Origin of the sequence: Serratia sp. 4542 (assembly GCF_016805595.1) — a bacterium.
GTDB classification, from domain to species: Bacteria; Pseudomonadota; Gammaproteobacteria; order Enterobacterales; family Enterobacteriaceae; genus Serratia; species Serratia nevei.
Map to the genome: position 1 here is coordinate 284,128 of NZ_RXKV01000013.1, position 16,113 is coordinate 300,240.

The 16,113-nt window shown below is 63.3% G+C and carries 14 protein-coding genes and 1 riboswitch; of the genes, 4 read left to right on the top strand and 10 right to left on the bottom strand.

What is annotated here, in order from left to right:
* Position 1 precedes the first annotated feature (1 nt).
* Positions 2-2,368 (bottom strand): DNA polymerase II, encoded by a 2,367-nt coding sequence (locus tag EKL15_RS20655; RefSeq protein ID WP_087762934.1) that lies wholly within the window; start codon positions 2,366-2,368, stop codon positions 2-4.
* Between the two features lie 214 nt (positions 2,369-2,582).
* Here EKL15_RS20655 and EKL15_RS20660 point away from each other — a divergent pair, with 214 nt between their 5' ends.
* Positions 2,583-3,359 carry a DedA family protein gene (locus EKL15_RS20660; RefSeq protein WP_060426871.1) on the top strand — a complete coding sequence of 259 codons (777 nt, stop codon included), beginning with the start codon at positions 2,583-2,585 and terminating at the stop codon, positions 3,357-3,359.
* Positions 3,360-3,388: 29 nt separating this feature from the next.
* On the opposite strand, the gene ilvN is transcribed toward EKL15_RS20660, so the two are convergent.
* The 7 genes from ilvN to sgrR all read right to left on the bottom strand — a co-directional run bounded on the left by ilvN (position 3,389) and on the right by sgrR (position 10,828).
* Positions 3,389-3,682, bottom strand: a complete 294-nt coding sequence (ilvN, locus tag EKL15_RS20665) for an acetolactate synthase small subunit (RefSeq protein ID WP_016929110.1) — start codon at positions 3,680-3,682, stop codon at positions 3,389-3,391.
* 3 nt (positions 3,683-3,685) lie between these two features.
* Entirely contained in the window at positions 3,686-5,380 is a 1,695-nt protein-coding gene (ilvB, locus tag EKL15_RS20670) for an acetolactate synthase large subunit (protein WP_100396042.1), read from the bottom strand.
* Between the two features lie 111 nt (positions 5,381-5,491).
* Positions 5,492-5,605, bottom strand: coding sequence for an ilvB operon leader peptide IvbL (gene ivbL, locus EKL15_RS20675; RefSeq protein WP_154747116.1), 114 nt, complete (start codon positions 5,603-5,605; stop codon positions 5,492-5,494).
* A gap of 87 nt (positions 5,606-5,692) precedes the next feature.
* On the bottom strand, positions 5,693-6,397 hold the full coding sequence (gene thiQ, locus EKL15_RS20680; RefSeq protein ID WP_100396043.1) for a thiamine ABC transporter ATP-binding protein ThiQ: 705 nt from the start codon (positions 6,395-6,397) through the stop codon (positions 5,693-5,695).
* The gene (thiP, locus tag EKL15_RS20685) at positions 6,384-7,991 is read right to left on the bottom strand and encodes a thiamine/thiamine pyrophosphate ABC transporter permease ThiP (protein ID WP_100396044.1); all 1,608 of its coding nucleotides are present in this window, start codon (positions 7,989-7,991) and stop codon (positions 6,384-6,386) included. Before thiP ends, thiQ begins: the two co-directional genes overlap by 14 nt.
* Entirely contained in the window at positions 7,967-8,953 is a 987-nt protein-coding gene (gene thiB / locus EKL15_RS20690) for a thiamine ABC transporter substrate binding subunit (protein ID WP_100396045.1), read from the bottom strand. Before thiB ends, thiP begins: the two co-directional genes overlap by 25 nt.
* Positions 8,954-9,010: 57 nt before the next feature.
* Positions 9,011-9,129, bottom strand: a riboswitch (TPP riboswitch).
* 37 nt (positions 9,130-9,166) lie between these two features.
* The gene (gene sgrR, locus EKL15_RS20695) at positions 9,167-10,828 is read right to left on the bottom strand and encodes an HTH-type transcriptional regulator SgrR (protein ID WP_060440783.1); all 1,662 of its coding nucleotides are present in this window, start codon (positions 10,826-10,828) and stop codon (positions 9,167-9,169) included.
* Between the two features lie 90 nt (positions 10,829-10,918).
* Between sgrR and sgrT the strand changes: the two genes are divergently transcribed.
* From sgrT to EKL15_RS20710, 3 genes are all read left to right on the top strand, one after another.
* On the top strand, positions 10,919-11,092 hold the full coding sequence (gene sgrT, locus EKL15_RS20700) for a glucose uptake inhibitor SgrT (protein WP_004932838.1): 174 nt from the start codon (positions 10,919-10,921) through the stop codon (positions 11,090-11,092).
* 156 nt (positions 11,093-11,248) lie between these two features.
* On the top strand, positions 11,249-12,445 hold the full coding sequence (locus EKL15_RS20705; RefSeq protein ID WP_060422450.1) for an MFS transporter: 1,197 nt from the start codon (positions 11,249-11,251) through the stop codon (positions 12,443-12,445).
* 144 nt (positions 12,446-12,589) lie between these two features.
* Positions 12,590-14,062 (top strand): DASS family sodium-coupled anion symporter, encoded by a 1,473-nt coding sequence (locus tag EKL15_RS20710; RefSeq protein WP_070915003.1) that lies wholly within the window; start codon positions 12,590-12,592, stop codon positions 14,060-14,062.
* 37 nt (positions 14,063-14,099) lie between these two features.
* Here the strand turns inward: EKL15_RS20710 and leuD are convergent, their stop codons facing one another.
* Together leuD and leuC are read right to left on the bottom strand one after the other, a co-directional pair.
* Positions 14,100-14,702: a 3-isopropylmalate dehydratase small subunit gene (gene leuD, locus EKL15_RS20715; protein WP_060422456.1), complete on the bottom strand. Its 603-nt coding sequence runs from the start codon at positions 14,700-14,702 to the stop codon at positions 14,100-14,102.
* Between the two features lie 9 nt (positions 14,703-14,711).
* Positions 14,712-16,112, bottom strand: a complete 1,401-nt coding sequence (gene leuC, locus EKL15_RS20720) for a 3-isopropylmalate dehydratase large subunit (protein WP_048232639.1) — start codon at positions 16,110-16,112, stop codon at positions 14,712-14,714.
* Between the last annotated feature and the right edge of the window lies 1 nt (position 16,113).

The following is a 16,113-nucleotide window of genomic DNA, read 5'->3' on the forward strand; positions in this document are numbered from 1 at the left end:
CTCAAAACAGCCCCATCTGCCCGGTGACCAGCGTGGTGAAATCGTCGTGCAAGAAAGGGAGTATAGCGTCTGCCACCGGTTGCAGCTGGCGTTCGAGGTAATGCTGATAGTCGATGGGCGAATGGCGCGTTTCCAGCGGCTCCGGCCCGGCGACGGTCATCACATAGCTGATCCAGCCGCCGTTCTGATACTGCAGCGGCCGCCCCTGGCTGCGGTTGTAGTCGTCGGCGATGCGCGCGGCGCGGGCGTGCGGCGGCACGTTGCGCTGATAGTCGTCGAGCTTTCTGCGCAGGCGCTTGCGGTACACCAGCTGATCGTCGAAGTCGCCGTTCAGGGTTTTGCCGACGTAGTCGCGCACATAGTCCTGGTAGGGCTGCCGTTTGAAGATGCGCTGATAGAGCTGCTGCTGGAACTGCTGCGCCAGCGGCGTCCAGTCGGTGCGCACCGTTTCCAGGCCTTTGTACACCATCTCTTCCTCGCCGCCGGCGCGTGCGATCAGGCCGGCGTAGCGCTTCTTGCTGCCCTGTTCGGCGCCGCGAATGGTCGGCATCAGGAAGCGGGAATAGTGGGTTTCGAACTCCAACTCCAGCGCGTTCTCCAGCCCGAACTGCTGCTGCAGATGCTGCTGCCACCAGGCGTTGACCCGCTGCACCAGCGCCCGGCCGATCTGCGCCGCCTGCTGCTCGTCATGCGGCTGTTTCAGCCACACGAAGGTGGAGTCGGTATCGCCGTAAATCACCTGATAGCCTTCGGCTTCGATCAGCTCGCGGGTTTGGCGCATGATCTCGTGGCCGCGCAGGGTGATAGACGACGCCAGCCGCGGATCGAAGAAGCGGCAGCCGCTCGATCCCAGCACGCCGTACAGCGCGTTCATGATGATCTTTAGCGCCTGCGACAGGGGCTTGTTGTGCTGGCGCTTGGCGGCTTCGCGCCCCTGCCAGATCTGCTCGACGATCGCCGGCAGGCAGTGTTTGCTGCGCGAGAAGCGGGCGTTGCGAAAGCCGGGCACCGAATCGGCGTCGCTTGGGTGGCGCATGCCTTCCACCAACCCGACCGGATCGATCAGGAAGGTGCGGATGATCGACGGATACAGGCTTTTATAGTCCAGCACCAGCACCGAATCGTACAGACCGGGCTGGGAGTCCATCACGAATCCGCCGGGGCTGTGTTCCTCCGGCTGTTCGCCGAGGTTGGGGGCGACAAAGCCCAGTCGGTGCATGCGCGGCATATAGAGGTGGCTGAAGGCCGCGACCGATCCGCCGCTGCGATCGGCCGCCAGCCCGGTGACGGTGGCGCGTTCCAGCAGGAAGTTGAGCAGATCGGCCTTGGCGAAGATGCGCGTCACCAGCTCGCAGTCCTTCAGGTTGTAGCGGGCCAGCGCCGGCTTGTCTTCGGCGAAGCGTCGGTCGATCTCCGCCATGCGCTGATAAGGGTTGTCGATCGCCTTGCCTTCACCCAACAGCGCCTGCGAAACGTATTCCAGGCTGAAGGAGGGGAAGTTCCAGGTGGCGGATTTCAGCGCTTCGATGCCGTCGATGATCAGGCGGCCGGCGGCGGCGGCGAAAAAGTGGTTCTGTTTGAAGCCGTGCTCGCGCCACTCCAGCAGGTTGCCGCCGCGCCCCAGCCGCAGCGGGATCTGGTAGCGTTCGGCGTGCTTTTGCAGCACCCGCAGATCGAACTGCACCAGGTTCCAGCCGATGATGGCGTCAGGATCGTGGCGCTCCAGCCACGCGTTCAACCGTTCCAGCAGCTGGGGGCGGCTGGCGCAGTATTCCAGATCGAAATCCAGCGGCGCATCGCCGCCGTTGGCCGGCCCCAGCATGTAGACCTGGCGCTGGCCGCAGCCTTCCAGCGCTATGGAGTAAAGTTCGCCGTGGGCGGTGGTTTCGATATCCAGCGACACCAGTCTGAGCGTCGGGCGGTAGTCCGGCGCCGGCTTCATCTGGCCATTGAGCAACGGCCCATCGCCGTTGCCCTGGCCGTTGAACCATACCGGCGCGGTGATGAAGCGTTCCATCAGGTAGCGCTCGGGCGGGCGAATGTCGGCCTCGTAGACCGTAACGCCGCCTTCCCGCAGCAGCTTTTCCAGCTTGATGAGCTGACGGTGCTGGCGGCAGTACAGCCCCAGCATCGGGCGGTGATGAAAATCCGTCAGCGCCAGCGGTTTCAGTTCGACTTGCCGTTCTTCGCGCAGCAGCTGTTCCGCGCGCGGCTTTTGTTCGGCGGGGATAAACGCCACCGAGGTTTGCGGCGGTAGACGCAACTGACGCGGGCCCGCGTCGGTCGCCAGCCAAAATTCGACCTCGGTGCCGGCGGGCGTGTCGCGCCAGTGGCGAGTGAGCAGGAAACCCTGTTGCAGTGCTGTCATAACCCCTTCGTCTTCCGCCGGGCGGCGTGCGCGACATTCAGCGAGATGCCGGTTTTAGCGCTAATATAGATAAATTATAGTATGGGTTTTTATACAGTGATTGTCCATTGCCGTGCGGCGTTGCCAAATACGCATACAATTCATCGATTGACTCGTCTGCGGCGGCACTGGAAAATCCTTCGCCCCGTTTGGCCGAATAATCCGCAGAGGTGTAATGGAAGCCTATTTACAAGATTTGATCACCCAGTCACTGGCTTTCACCCTGATGGTCGTCCTGCTGGTCGCTTTTCTCGAGTCGCTGGCGCTGGTAGGGCTGCTGCTGCCCGGCACGGTGATGATGGCCAGCATCGGCGCCCTGATCGGCAGCGGCAAGGTGGACTTCTACTACGCCTGGGCGGCGGGGATTGTCGGCTGCCTGCTCGGCGACTGGATCTCCTATTTCGTCGGCCGTGCCTTCAAAGGGCCCTTGCACCGCTGGTCATTCCTGAAGAAGAACAAAGCGCTGCTCGACAAAACCGAACACGCCTTGCACCAGCACAGCATGGCGACCGTTCTGATCGGCCGCTTCGTTGGCCCGACGCGCCCGCTGGTGCCGATGGTGGCCGGCATGCTCGATCTGCCGCCGTACAAGTTTGCCTTGCCGAACATCATCGGCTGCCTGACCTGGCCGCCGGTCTATTTTTTCCCCGGCATCCTGGCGGGCGTGGCGATCGACATTCCCGCCGGCGCCAACAGCGCGATGTTCAAGTGGCTGCTGCTCGCCGCGGCGCTCACCCTCTGGCTGGCGGTGTGGCTGAGCTGGCGCTGGTGGCGTGAGGGCAAGCGCAACGCCGATCGGCTGAGCCGTTGGCTGACGCCGCTGCGGCTGCGCGTGGTGTGCGCCGTGAGTTGGCTGGCGGCGCTGTCGGTCGGTTATCTGCTGAGCCAGCAGCCGCTGATGCCGGTGTATCGGCACCTGTTGTGGCAGGTGCTGTCCGGGCAATCATCATAATGGATAGGGGGCGTCAGCCCCCGTTCGCCTTACTGGAAGAACGCTTCCAGCTGTTCAAATACCCGCACGTCTTCGCTGTGGCGCTTCACCTGCAGCACGTCCTCCAGCTTTTCCACCTGGCTTATCATCTGCTCCAGCCGTTGGTCGTCGGCCACCAGTAGCCAAATGCGGCTCTGCTGGCCGTCCTTCAGCGGCAGGCACAGAATGCCTTCGACGTTGAACGCGCGGCGAGCGAACAGCCCGCAAACGTGCGACATGACGCCGGGATGGTTGCGCACGGCCAGCTCCAGGATCACCTGGGGTTTATCTTGTGGTTGCAGCATGGCTTATTCTCCAATCATGTCGATGTTGGCGGCGCCCGGCGGCACCATCGGGAACACTTTTTCGTTGATGTCGATCAGCGCGTGGATCAGGCAGGGGCCCGGGCGTTGGATCGCTTCGGCCAGTGCGGCCTGCGGATCTTCCGCGACGTTCAAATCGCAGGTATCCAGCCCGAATCCGGCGGCGATCTTCAGGAAATCGGTGCGCTTCGGATAGGCGGCGGCGAAGATGCGCTGCTGGTAGAACAGGGTTTGCTGCTGGTGCACCAGCCCCAGCGCCTGGTTGTTCATCAAAATGATTTTCACGTCCAGATCGTGTTCGACCGCGGTGGCCATTTCCTGAATGTTCATCATCAGGCTGCCGTCGCCGGAGAAGCACAGCACTTTACGCTCAGGCTCCGCCAGCGCCGCGCCGATCGCCGCCGGCAGACCGAAGCCCATGGTGCCCAGGCCGCCCGACGTCAGCCACTGGCGCGGCCGGCTCAGCGGATAGGCCTGCGCCACCCACATCTGATGCTGGCCCACGTCGGTGGTGATAATGGCGCTGTCGTCCACGCAGCGCGCGGCGGCCAGCACCAGGCCGTAATGGCTCAGCGGATCGTCGGCGTTCGGCATGTTGAACGGGAACTCGCGTTTCAGGTCGTTGACGGTGCTCAGCCACGCGCTGCGCGGCTGCGTGTCGATCTGCGGCAGCAGCTGTTGCAGTACCTGGCCGACGTCGGCATGGATCGCCACGTTGGCCTGTTTGACCTTGCCCAGCTCGGCGCGGTCGATATCCACGTGAATGATGGCGGCGTTAGGGCAGAACTGCTCGGTTTTGCCGATTGCCCGATCGTCGAAGCGCGCGCCCAGCACGATCAGCAGATCCGCCTCCTGCAGAATGAAGTTGGTGCTGCGCGCCGCGTGCATGCCCAGCATGCCCAGCGACAGCGGGTGTTCCACCGGCATCGCCCCCAGCGCCATCAGCGTCATGGTGGTAGGCAGACCGGCGCGTTCGGCCAGTTCCAGCGCCTGCCGGTGAGCGTCGGCGCAGATGATGCCGCCGCCCAGGTAGAGGATCGGGCGTTTCGCCTGGTTGATCATCGCGGCGGCCTGCGAAACCAGCGCCGGATCGAAGCTCGGTGCGGCGTCCGGTACGGCGATCGGCGGCAGCTCCTCCAGGGTGATGGTGGCGGTCTGCACGTCTTTCGGCACATCGATCCAGACCGGGCCGGGGCGGCCGGACTCGGCGATGCGGAACGCGTCGCCGATCACCTGTGGCAGTTCGCGGATATCGCGTACCAGATGGTTGTGCTTGGTGATCGGAATGGAAATGCCGTAGGTATCCACCTCCTGGAAGGCGTCGGTGCCGATCATCGAGGAGGGCACCTGACCGGTGATGCACACCAGCGGAATGGAGTCGAGCTTGGCGTCGGCGATGGCGGTGACCAGGTTGGTGGCGCCCGGCCCGCTGGAGGCGATGCATACCGCCGCTTTGCCGTTGGCGCGCGCCATGCCCTGCGCCATAAAGCCCGCGCCCTGTTCGTGGCGCGCCAGCACGTGGTGAATGCGGGTGCTTTGGCTCAGCGCGTCATACAGCGGCAGCGCGGCGCCGCCGGGGATGCCGGCGACGGTGGTGATGCCCTGACGCTCCAGCAGATGAACGATCAATTGTGCGCCGGTGAAGCTGGTGCCCGGTTGAGGCGTGCCCGAAGTTGCCATGTTCCTGTCCTTTCTCAAGGCCGGTGAGCTTTTCTGGGCAGGGTGCTAAAACAAGAAACCCCGCCCGGTTTGCGCCGGCGGGGTTTGGGAATCGATGCGTTGATTCGGACCCTACGGCGCATTGCCGACGACCACCACCACACGCACGACGACCACCGCGGCTGGTAGCGCGGTAACTAGTAGGGTCGAAGTCAGCGAGGATGCGATCACAGGGAACCTTATCATCAGTAAAAAAGTCAGGTTTTTATAAAAGCACAGGCGCAAAATTCGCACAACAGGTTTATTGGCGCAGCATAAAAAACGCGCGTCAGATCACGCTTTGCCCGAAATGCCCAGCACGCGCGCTTCGGGCGCGCTGCCGTCCAGCAGGGCCTGCGTCGGGCCGTCGTAGTAAATGCGCCCGTCGACCACCAGCAGCGTGCGCGGCGCGATGCGCGCGGCGTCGTCGAGGTTGTGCGACACCATCAGCAGCGTCAGGTTGCGCTGTTCGCACACCGTCTGCAGCAGTTGCAGCATCTCGTTGCGCAGCGCCGGATCGAGCGCCGAGAAGGGCTCGTCGAGCAACAGGATCGGCCGTTGGCGAATCAAACAGCGCGCCAGCGCGGCGCGCTGGCGCTGGCCGCCGGAAAGCTGCGACGGCAGGCGCTCCAGGTGCTCTTCCAGACCGACCTGACGGGCGATATGCGCCCGCTGTTGGCGCTGCTGTTCAGTCAGGCGCAGACCGGGATCCAACCCCAGCCCGATGTTCTGCGCCACCGTCAGGTGCGCGAACAGGTTGTTCTCCTGAAACAGCATCGCCACCGGCCGTTTGGCCGGTGGCGTGGCGGTGTGGTCTTCGTCGTTCAGCAGCAGCCGGCCGCTGGCCGCCGGCAGAAAACCGGCGATCAAACTCAGCAGGGTGCTTTTACCGGCGCCGCTGGGGCCGAGCACCGCGACGCGCTCGCCCGGCTGGATGCGCAGATCAAAGCGCATCGGCAGGTGTTCGTACAGATAGGTCAGTTTTTCAAGCGTCAGCATGGCGCCCCGGTAAGCGTTCGATAAGGGTAAACAGCAGGAAACACAACAGCAGCAACAGCAGCGCGGTCACCGCCCCGTCGTTGCTGCGGTAGGCGCCAATCTGCTGATACAGGTAAAAAGGCAGGGTACGGAAATGCTCGTTGCCAAACAAGGCGACCACGCCGAAATCGCCGATCGACAGCACGCAGGCGAAGGCCAGCGCCTGCGCCAGCGGGCGGCGCAGCGCGCGCAGTTCGATCAGCCGCAGCCGTTGCCAGCCGCGGATATCCAGCGACAGGCACAGCGGGTTGTAACGTTCGGCGAGGTCGCGCATCGGGTTCTCCAACACCTTGAGCGCATAGGGCACCGCCATTAGCGCATTGGTGAGGATCACCAGCGCATAGGGCGACTGCGGCAGCCCGATCGTATCGCTCAGCAGCAGGAAGAAGCCGGTGGCCAGCACGATGCCCGGCATCGCCAGGATCACCATGCCGCTCAGCTCCAGCGCCTGGCCGCCGCGCAGGTGCTGCCGCAGCTTCAGCTCGCGGCTGCTCCACAACAGCATCATCGTGAGCGCCACGCACAATAGCCCGGCGCCGAGGGCGATGCGCAGCGACGTGAACAGCGCCTGCCACAGCACCGGCTGGCGCAGCACGCTGACGACGGCCTGATTGGCGCCGTCGGCGATCACCGCCAGCAGAGGCGGCAGCAGCAGCAGCAGCGCGGCGGCGATCAGCAGAAAATCGCCGACGCGCCGCCACAGACTGTCTTCCGGGTTGCGCCAGCGCTGGGCGTGGGTATGGCCCACCGGCAGCGCCTGGCTCAGCCGCTGGCTGATCAACACCAGCCCCAGACAACAGCTTAACTGGATCAGCGCCAGCATGGCGGCGCGGCCCAGATCGTAGTCGTAACTCAGCGCCTGATAGATCGCCAGTTCGATGGTGGTGGCCTGCGGCCCGCCGCCGAGCGACAGCACGGTGGCGAAGCTGGCGAAGCACAGCATGAAGATCAACGCGCCGCTCGGCAGGATCTGGCGGCGCAGCGCTGGCCATTCGACGAAGCGGAACTGCTGCCAGCCATTCATGCCCAGCTGGGCGGCCAGCTGGCGCTGCTCTACCGGGATATTCTCCAGCGCCTGCAGCAACAGGCGGGTGGCCAGCGGCAGGTTAAAGAACAGGTGCGCCAGCAGAATGCCCTGCAGGCCGTAGGGCGAGAAGCCATACTCGACGCCCAGCCAGCCGCACAGCGTCGCCAGCCAGCCCTGGCGCCCATAGACGCTGAGTAGGCCGAATACCGCCACCAGCACCGGCAGCACCAGCGTCATGGCGCACAGCCGCAGCAGCAGTTGCCGGCCGGGGAAACGGCGGCGATAGAGCGCGCGCGCCAGCAGAACGGCGGGCAGCACCGAAATCAGCGCCGACAGCAGCGCCTGCCAAAAGGTGAAGCGCACCACGTGCCACAGGTAGCTGTCCTGCCACAGGCCGCGCCAGTCGCTGTCCGGCGCGTGACGCCACAGCGAGCCCATCGCCAGCGCGGCGACCAGCAGGATCACGCCGGCGGCCAGCAGCCCCGGCCAGAGCCAGCGGGGGATCAGCGGCTGACGGTGGTTTGCCATGCCCGGATCCAACCGCCGCGTTGTTTGGCCACCTCTTCGGCGCTGTATTGCAACGCGGTATGCGGCACGTTCATCTGCTCAAAGCCGACGGGCAGTGGGGTGTTGATCACCGGGTACATCCAGTTGCCGGTCGGGATGGTGTTCTGGAAGGCCGGCGTCACCATGAACTGCATGAAGCGCTCCGCCAGCTCTGGCTGTTTGGCGGCCTTCAGCTTGCCCGCCACTTCCACCTGCAGGTAGTGGCCTTCGCTGAACGTGGCGGCGGCGTAGAGATCTTTTTTCTCTTCGATCAGGTGATAGGCGGGAGAGGTGGTGTAGCTGAGCACCAGATCGCCTTCGCCTTTCAGGAACAGGCCGTAGGCTTCGCTCCAGCCTTTGGTGACGGTGACGGTCTTCTTCGCCAGCTGCTGCCAGGCGGCCGGCGCCTTGTCGCCATACACTTTTTGCATCCACAGCAGCAGGCCGAGGCCCGGCGTGCTGGTGCGCGGATCTTCGTAGATCACTTTCCAGTTGCGATCGCTGCTGACCAGCTCCTGCAGGCTTTTTGGCGGGTTCTTCAGTTTTTCTTTGTTGTAGACGAAAGCGAAGTACCCGTAGTCATATGGCACGAAGGTCGCGTCCTGCCAGCCGCCCGGCACCGTCAGTTTGGCGGTGTCGACGCCGCTCGGCGCGAACAGGCCGGTTTGCTGCGCCGCCTGCAACAGGTTGTTGTCCAACCCCAGCACCACGTCGGCGGCGCTGTTCTTGCCTTCCATGCGCAGGCGGTTCAGCAGCGAGACGCCGTCTTCCAGCGCGACGAACTTCAGTTCACAGTCGCACTCGGCTTCAAAGGCTTTTTTCACCGCCGGGCCTGGGCCCCAGTCGGCGGCGAAGGAATCGTAGGTGTAAACCGTCAGCGTCGGCTTGGCGAACACCGGCGCGGCACACAGCAGCAATAAGCAGGGCAGATATGTTTTGACCACGTTGCACTCCTGAAAAATAAGGGGGCAAGGGCATCTGAGGGGGCGAGGCGGCGTCGCCGGTTCGCTGGGCTCAAATCCCTCCGCCGGTATTGACCGGATCAGGTTCGACGGGTGTGCTCTCAGCGGAAAATCGGGCTTATCACGCGGCCCGACTTACCGCACCCCGTTGAGACGGCGCTATTGTAAAGATTAACCGACCCGGGCGAAAGGCGCTTATGCCTCCGGCGGGGCAAACCAGGCGGACTTGAAGTCGAACCAGCCGAGGGTGTTCATCCGCACGCCGCGCATGCTGCGCTGGCCGTGCAGCTGCAGCCAGTGGTGGAACAGCGGGTGCAGCTGGTGGTTGCTGACCAGACGCTGGCAGAACTCGGCCAGCGGCAAGCGGTTGGCGCGCCACAGCGCTGCGTCCTGCGCCAGATCTTCGTTCATGCAATGCTGCATCAGCGGCAGTTCGTACAGCGTGGCGAACAGCGAAAACTCCAGCGGCAGATAGAAGTTGGCGCTGCCGAGCCACAGATCGCTGCGCGCGTCGCCCTGGTGCCAGGTGGCGTAATCCACGCTTTGCACGATCAGGCGGATGCCGTGCTGTGCCAGCAGCGGTTCGATCGCCTGGCGAATGGCGTGAAACTCCGAATGTTCATTGAAGTGGGTCATCGTCAGTTCGGTCAGGCCCGCGGGCTTGGGCTGCTGCGCCAGCGTGCGGTTGTGGTGCCAGCGCGGCAGCAGGCCGTACGCCGGCGACCAATAGCGCTGGTAGAGCGGCCCGGCGTGGCTCAGCAGCGAAATGGGGTTGATCAATTCGCACAGCCAACTGCGAATGGCGGGGTCGGCGGCCAGCGGAGAACGCTGATCGAACAGCAGGAAATAGCACCCCTCTTCCAGCCGGCTTTCCAGCTCGCTGTTGCCGGTTTCATCGCCCTGCAGCTGCACGCCGGAGTGCACCAGCTCTTCGGAAAACTCCGGCAGCACCCAGATGTTCACCTCGTCGATCAGCGCCCGGTAGCCAAAATAGTCGTCGAAGGCGTGGATCTTCATCTGGCTGGGATGGTTGCGCACCATGCGGTAGGGGCCGGTGCCGACCGGATGGCGGGCGAAATCCGGCAGTTCACGCCATTCGCGCGGCAGGATCATGGCCTGCACGCTGCCCAGCAGCCAGGGCAGCCAGTGGTCGGGGCTGCGCAGCTGCACGTCGATAACGAACGGCGTCGGCGAGGTGACGCTCTCGATATGCGAGAACAGCGGTTGCGAGGTCAGACGCGAGAGGGAAGTGATGACGTCCGCCATCTCCAGCTCGCGGCCATGATGAAAATGGATCGCCGGGCGCAGGTAAAACCGCCAGTGCAGCGGCGTCAGCGCCTGCCAATGGTGAGACAGATCGGACTCCAGTTCCCCGTTTTCCTCATTTATGCGCGTCAGGCCGTTGAAGATCTGACGCGCCAAATGGGTCTCCGAACGCCGCAGCGCCGAGCCGGGCAGCAGGTTGTACAGCTGCCGGTAGTAGAGCACCCGCAGGATGTGTTTACCCTGGCGGAAGCTGCGCCCCAGCTGCGACAGCAGCATCTGGCGCACCACGTTTTTGTCGCCCACCAGCTGCACCAACTGATCGATGCGGTCCTGTTCCAGCAGCTCCTCGGCCCGCTGTTGCTGCAGCGCCAGGCCGGTGTAGTGGAAGGTTAACCGCGAACGCTTGCCGCGCCCTGACTCCGCCTGCCAGGTGAGCCAACCCTCCCGCTGCATGGCGCTCAGCAGGGAGCGCACGTGGCGCCGCGAGCAGCTCAGCACCTCCGCCAGCGCCTGCAGCGTGGTGTCGGTCGTTTCACCGTGGCAACGTTGCCACAGACGGATGAACTGCTGCTGCAATCGGGACGTGGACATAAAAGAGGAACGCTCCTGCCTCAACTCGTCAATTTTTCTTTCCCTATATTACGCCGATAATTTTCATCAATGAAAGGGGAGGGCGTAATCATGAAAGCTTTCTTATCCAGGCAGTTCTATCAACGCTATTTCAGCGCGGTGCGCCGCCAGCGCGCCGACTGGCTGAGCGTGGTGCCCGAACAGGCGCGGCTGGCGATGCTGGCGCACCTGACGCAATGGGATATCAAAGAGATGACGGACAAACAGTATCGCGAGCACCTGTAAGGCGCTGCGGTATAAAAGTTTCTGAGTAATGGTGCTGTTTCACCAGCCAGTGGGGCGACCCACTGGTTTTTTTATGCATGGTCATGGCGATATGCTTGCATTTTTCTCGCCGTGACCTAAGGTTCATTCTTCTGCTTTAAGGTCAGGGAAGACGATATGCAACGCCTGAGCCGGTTGTCACTGCGCATCAACCCCATCTTTGCCGCATTCCTGCTGATCGCTTTTCTCTCCGGCATCGCCGGCGCGTTGCTGACGCCGACGCTCAGCCTGTTTTTGACCACCGAGGTCAAGGTGCGGCCGCTGTGGGTCGGCCTGTTTTACACCGCTAACGCCGTGGCCGGCATCGTGGTCAGCTTCCTGCTGGCCAAACGTTCTGACACCCGCGGCGACCGGCGCAGGCTGATCCTGCTGTGCTGCCTGATGGCGGTCGGCAACTGCCTGCTGTTCGCCTTTAACCGCGATTACCTGACGCTGATCACCGCCGGGGTGTTGATGGCGGCGATCGCCAACACCGCCATGCCGCAGATCTTCGCCCTGGCGCGGGAATACGCCGACAGCGAGGCGCGTGAAGTGGTGATGTTCAGCTCGGTGATGCGCGCCCAGCTTTCGCTGGCCTGGGTGATCGGCCCGCCGCTGTCGTTTGCGTTGGCGCTGAACTACGGCTTTACCGTGATGTTCCTGATCGCCGCCGCCACCTTCGCGGTTTGCGTGCTGCTGGTCGGATTCATGCTGCCTTCGGTGCCGCGCGCGGCGGATGGCGAAGGGTTGCGGGAAGGCGCTTCCGCGCCGATTGCGCCCGCCAGTGCCTGGCGCAATCGCGACGTGCGCTGGCTATTCATTGCCTCAATGCTGATGTGGACCTGCAACACCCTGTACATTATCGACATGCCGCTGTATATCACCGCCGATCTCGGCCTGCCGGAAGGGCTGGCCGGGGTGCTGATGGGCACCGCCGCCGGGCTGGAGATACCGGCAATGCTGCTGGCCGGTTATTACGTCAAACGCTTCGGCAAGCGCAACATGATGCTGCTGGCGGTGGCGGCGGGCGTGCTGTTTTATCTCGGGCTGATAGTGCTGGCGGCCAAGCCGGCCCTGATCGCGCTGCAGCTGCTCAACGCGGTGTTTATCGGCATCGTCGCCGGTATCGGCATGCTCTATTTTCAAGATTTGATGCCGGGCCGACCGGGCGCCGCCACCACGCTGTTCACCAACAGTATTTCGACCGGGGTGATCCTGGCCGGGGTGCTGCAGGGGGCGCTGGTGGAGAACTTCGGTCATGGTTCGGTGTATTGGATGGCGGCGCTGTTGGCGCTGGCAGCGCTCTGGATGAGCGCCAAAGTGCGTGAAGTGTGAGGTCAAACGGCGGCATTCTTGATGCAAGTCATTGAGAAGGCTGAAACGGACGCCCAAGCTGAAGGCATATGGAGCGCGATCGTTGCGCCCACGCCCGTCTCGCTATTGAGACGCCGCCTTGTTGTTTAGAACAGTGGGAACGTTATGGATAAACTCACACCGCTCAAACCGCTTCCTTCCCTGTGCGCCCTCGCCGCCACGCTGATTATCTGGTTCCTCATTCCCGTGCCGGAGGGCGTTGCACCCAACGCCTGGCAGCTGCTGGCGCTGTTTATCGGCACCATCATCGCCATCATCGGCAAGGCGATGCCGATCGGCGCGGTCTCGGTGATCGCCATCGCCCTGGTGGCGGTGACCGGCGTCACCAACCCCGGCAAGCCGGGCGCCGCGCTGGACGACGCGCTCAGCGGCTTTTCCAACCAGCTGATCTGGCTGATCGGTTTTTCGATCATGATCTCCCTCAGCCTGAACAAAACCGGGCTGGGCGCGCGCATCGGCTACTACTTCATTTCGCTGTTCGGCAAAAAAACGCTGGGTATCGCCTATGCGCTGACGCTGGCGGAAACCACGCTGGCGCCGGTGACGCCGAGCAACACCGCACGCGGCGGGGGGATCATTCACCCGATCATGAAGTCGATCGCCGACAGCTTCGGTTCCAAACCCGAGCTCAATACCTCCGGTAAGATCGGCCGCTATCTGTCGCTGGTGAATTACAACATCAACCCGGTCACTTCGGCGATGTTTATCACCGCCACCGCGCCTAACCCGCTGATCGTCAGCCTGATTGCCAAAGGCACCCACGGCAGCTTCGAACTGTCCTGGTCGATGTGGGCAGTCGCCGCGCTGGTGCCGGGGCTGTGCTCGCTGATCGTGATGCCGTTGGTCATCTATCTGCTGTATCCGCCGGAGGTCAAAAGTACCCCGGACGCGCCGCGCTTCGCGCGCGAAAAACTGCAGGCGCTGGGGCCAGTGACGCTGCCGGAGAAAATCACCCTCGGGGTGTTCGCGCTGCTGTTGGTGCTGTGGGCCGGCATCCCGGCGATGATCTTCGGCCCGGCGCTGGCGGTCAATCCCACCACCGCGGCGCTGATCGGCCTGGCGGTGCTGTTGGCCACCGGCGTGCTGAGTTGGGAGGATGTGCTCAAGCATAAAGGTGCCTGGGACACCGTGGTGTGGTTCTCGGCGCTGGTGATGATGGCCAGCTTCCTCGGCAAGCTGGGGCTGATCGGCTGGCTGTCGCAAACCGTGGGCAACGGCATCGACCATATGGGCATGAGCTGGGTGGGCGGCACGATCTTGCTGACCCTCATCTATTTGTATTCTCACTATTTCTTCGCCAGTACCACCGCGCACGTGACGGCGATGTTCGCCGCCTTCTTCGCCGCCGGCATCGCGCTCGGCGCGCCACCGGCGCTGCTGGGCCTGATCCTGGCGTTCTCTTCCTCGCTGATGATGTCGCTGACGCATTACGGCACCGGCACCGCGCCGATCATCTTCGGCTCCGGCTACGTGACGCTGGGGGAATGGTGGAAAGCGGGGCTGGTGATGAGCGTGGTTAACCTGCTGATTTGGATGCTGATCGGTGGGGCGTGGTGGAAGCTGCTGGGCTACTGGTGAGGAAAAAATTCACCCGCCGGGCGGCGGGTGAAGGGGATTAATTCAGAAACGCCGGCTGCTGCGCTTCGTAGCGGGAGATGTCCGCTTCGTGCTGCAGCGTCAGGCCGATGCTGTCCAGCCCGTTGATCATGCAGTGGCGGCGGAAGCTGTCGATTTCGAACGGATAGCTTTTGCCGCCGGCGTTGACCGTCTGGTTCTCCAGATCCACCACGAACTCCGTCCCCTCGTTAGCGCCGACCAGGTTGAACAGCTCATCCACCTGCTGCTCGCTCAGCGTCACCGGCAACAGCTGGTTATTGAACGAGTTGCCGTAGAAGATATCGGCGAAGCTTGGCGCGATCACCACTTTGAAGCCGTAATCGGTCAGCGCCCAGGGCGCGTGTTCGCGCGAGGAACCGCAGCCGAAGTTCTCGCGCGCCAGCAGGATGCTCGCGCCTTTATAGCGCGGTTTATTCAGCACGAACTCCGGGTTCGGCTGTTGGCCGGCGTCGTCGAGGAAGCGCCAATCGTTGAACAGGTGCTGGCCGAAGCCGGTACGGGTCACCTTCTGCAAAAACTGCTTGGGAATAATGGCGTCGGTGTCGACGTTGGCCGCATCCAAAGGCACCACTAAGCCGGTATGTTGAGTAAATTTAGCCACGTTAGCCCCTTAGTGAATATCACGGATGTCGGCGAAGTGACCGGCGACGGCGGCCGCAGCGGCCATCGCCGGGCTGACCAGGTGGGTACGCCCACCGCGGCCCTGACGCCCTTCGAAGTTACGGTTGCTGGTGGATGCGCAACGCTCACCCGGATTCAGGCGGTCGTTGTTCATCGCCAGGCACATCGAGCAACCCGGCAAACGCCATTCGAAACCGGCTTCGATAAAGATTTTGTCCAACCCTTCGGCTTCCGCCTGGGCCTTCACCGGGCCGGATCCCGGCACCACGATGGCCTGCACGCCGCTGGCGACCTTGCGCCCCTTGGCGATCGCTGCCGCCGCGCGCAGATCTTCGATGCGTGAGTTGGTGCAGGAGCCGATGAAGACTTTATCGATCGGCACGTCGGTCAATTTGATGCCCGGTTTCAAATCCATGTAGGCCAAGGCTTTTTCCGCAGAGGCGCGCTCGACCGGATCGCTGAACGATTCCGGCGCCGGGATCGCCTGATTGACGGCGATCACCTGGCCGGGGTTGGTGCCCCAGGTGACCTGCGGCGCGATCTCTTCGGCGTGCAGCGTCACCACGGTATCGAATTGGGCGTCGGCATCGGACTTCAGCGTGCGCCAATAGGCGACCGCCTGCTCCCAGTTTTCGCCGGTTGGTGCGAACTGGCGCCCTTTCAGGTAGGCGAAGGTGGTGTCGTCCGGTGCGACCAACCCGGCCTTGGCACCCATTTCGATCGCCATGTTGCACAGGGTCATGCGGCCTTCCATGCTCAACGCTTCGATTGCCTTGCCGCAGAACTCCACCACGTGGCCGGTGCCGCCGGCGCTGCCGGTTTTGCCGATCACCGCCAGCACGATGTCTTTGGCGGTAATGCCCTCGGCGGCGTCGCCGGTGACTTCAATCTTCATGGTCTTGGCGCGGCCCTGCTTCAGGGTCTGGGTCGCCAGCACGTGTTCCACCTCGGAGGTGCCGATGCCGAACGCCAGCGAGCCGAAAGCGCCGTGGGTGGCGGTGTGCGAATCGCCGCAGACGATGGTCATGCCCGGCAGCGTCATGCCTTGCTCAGGCCCGATCACGTGTACGATGCCCTGGAACGGGTGATTCAGGTCATACAGCGAAACGCCGAATTCCGCGCAGTTCTTGATCAGCTCCTGCATCTGGATGCGCGCCATTTCGCCGCTGGCGTTGATGTCTTTAGTCTGGGTCGACACGTTGTGATCCATGGTGGCGAAGGTTTTGCCGGGCTGGCGCACCTTGCGGCCCATGGCGCGCAGGCCGTCGAACGCCTGCGGCGAAGTGACTTCGTGCACCAGGTGACGGTCGATATACAGCAACGGCGTTTCGTTCGGCGCTTCGTGCACCACGTGGGCGTCGTACAGCTTCTGGTATAAGGTCTTGGCCATG

Excerpts from the sequence above, each read along its gene's own strand:
- EKL15_RS20655 (WP_087762934.1), bottom strand. The coding sequence starts at position 2,368 with ATGACAGCACTGCAACAGGGTTTCCTGCTCACTCGCCACTGGCGCGAC.
- EKL15_RS20660 (WP_060426871.1), top strand. The coding sequence starts at position 2,583 with ATGGAAGCCTATTTACAAGATTTGATCACCCAGTCACTGGCTTTCACC.
- ilvN (WP_016929110.1), bottom strand. The coding sequence starts at position 3,682 with ATGCTGCAACCACAAGATAAACCCCAGGTGATCCTGGAGCTGGCCGTG.
- ilvB (WP_100396042.1), bottom strand. The coding sequence starts at position 5,380 with ATGGCAACTTCGGGCACGCCTCAACCGGGCACCAGCTTCACCGGCGCA.
- ivbL (WP_154747116.1), bottom strand. The coding sequence starts at position 5,605 with ATGATAAGGTTCCCTGTGATCGCATCCTCGCTGACTTCGACCCTACTA.
- thiQ (WP_100396043.1), bottom strand. The coding sequence starts at position 6,397 with ATGCTGACGCTTGAAAAACTGACCTATCTGTACGAACACCTGCCGATG.
- thiP (WP_100396044.1), bottom strand. The coding sequence starts at position 7,991 with ATGGCAAACCACCGTCAGCCGCTGATCCCCCGCTGGCTCTGGCCGGGG.
- sgrR (WP_060440783.1), bottom strand. The coding sequence starts at position 10,828 with ATGTCCACGTCCCGATTGCAGCAGCAGTTCATCCGTCTGTGGCAACGT.
- sgrT (WP_004932838.1), top strand. The coding sequence starts at position 10,919 with ATGAAAGCTTTCTTATCCAGGCAGTTCTATCAACGCTATTTCAGCGCG.
- EKL15_RS20705 (WP_060422450.1), top strand. The coding sequence starts at position 11,249 with ATGCAACGCCTGAGCCGGTTGTCACTGCGCATCAACCCCATCTTTGCC.
- EKL15_RS20710 (WP_070915003.1), top strand. The coding sequence starts at position 12,590 with ATGGATAAACTCACACCGCTCAAACCGCTTCCTTCCCTGTGCGCCCTC.
- leuC (WP_048232639.1), bottom strand. The coding sequence starts at position 16,112 with ATGGCCAAGACCTTATACCAGAAGCTGTACGACGCCCACGTGGTGCAC.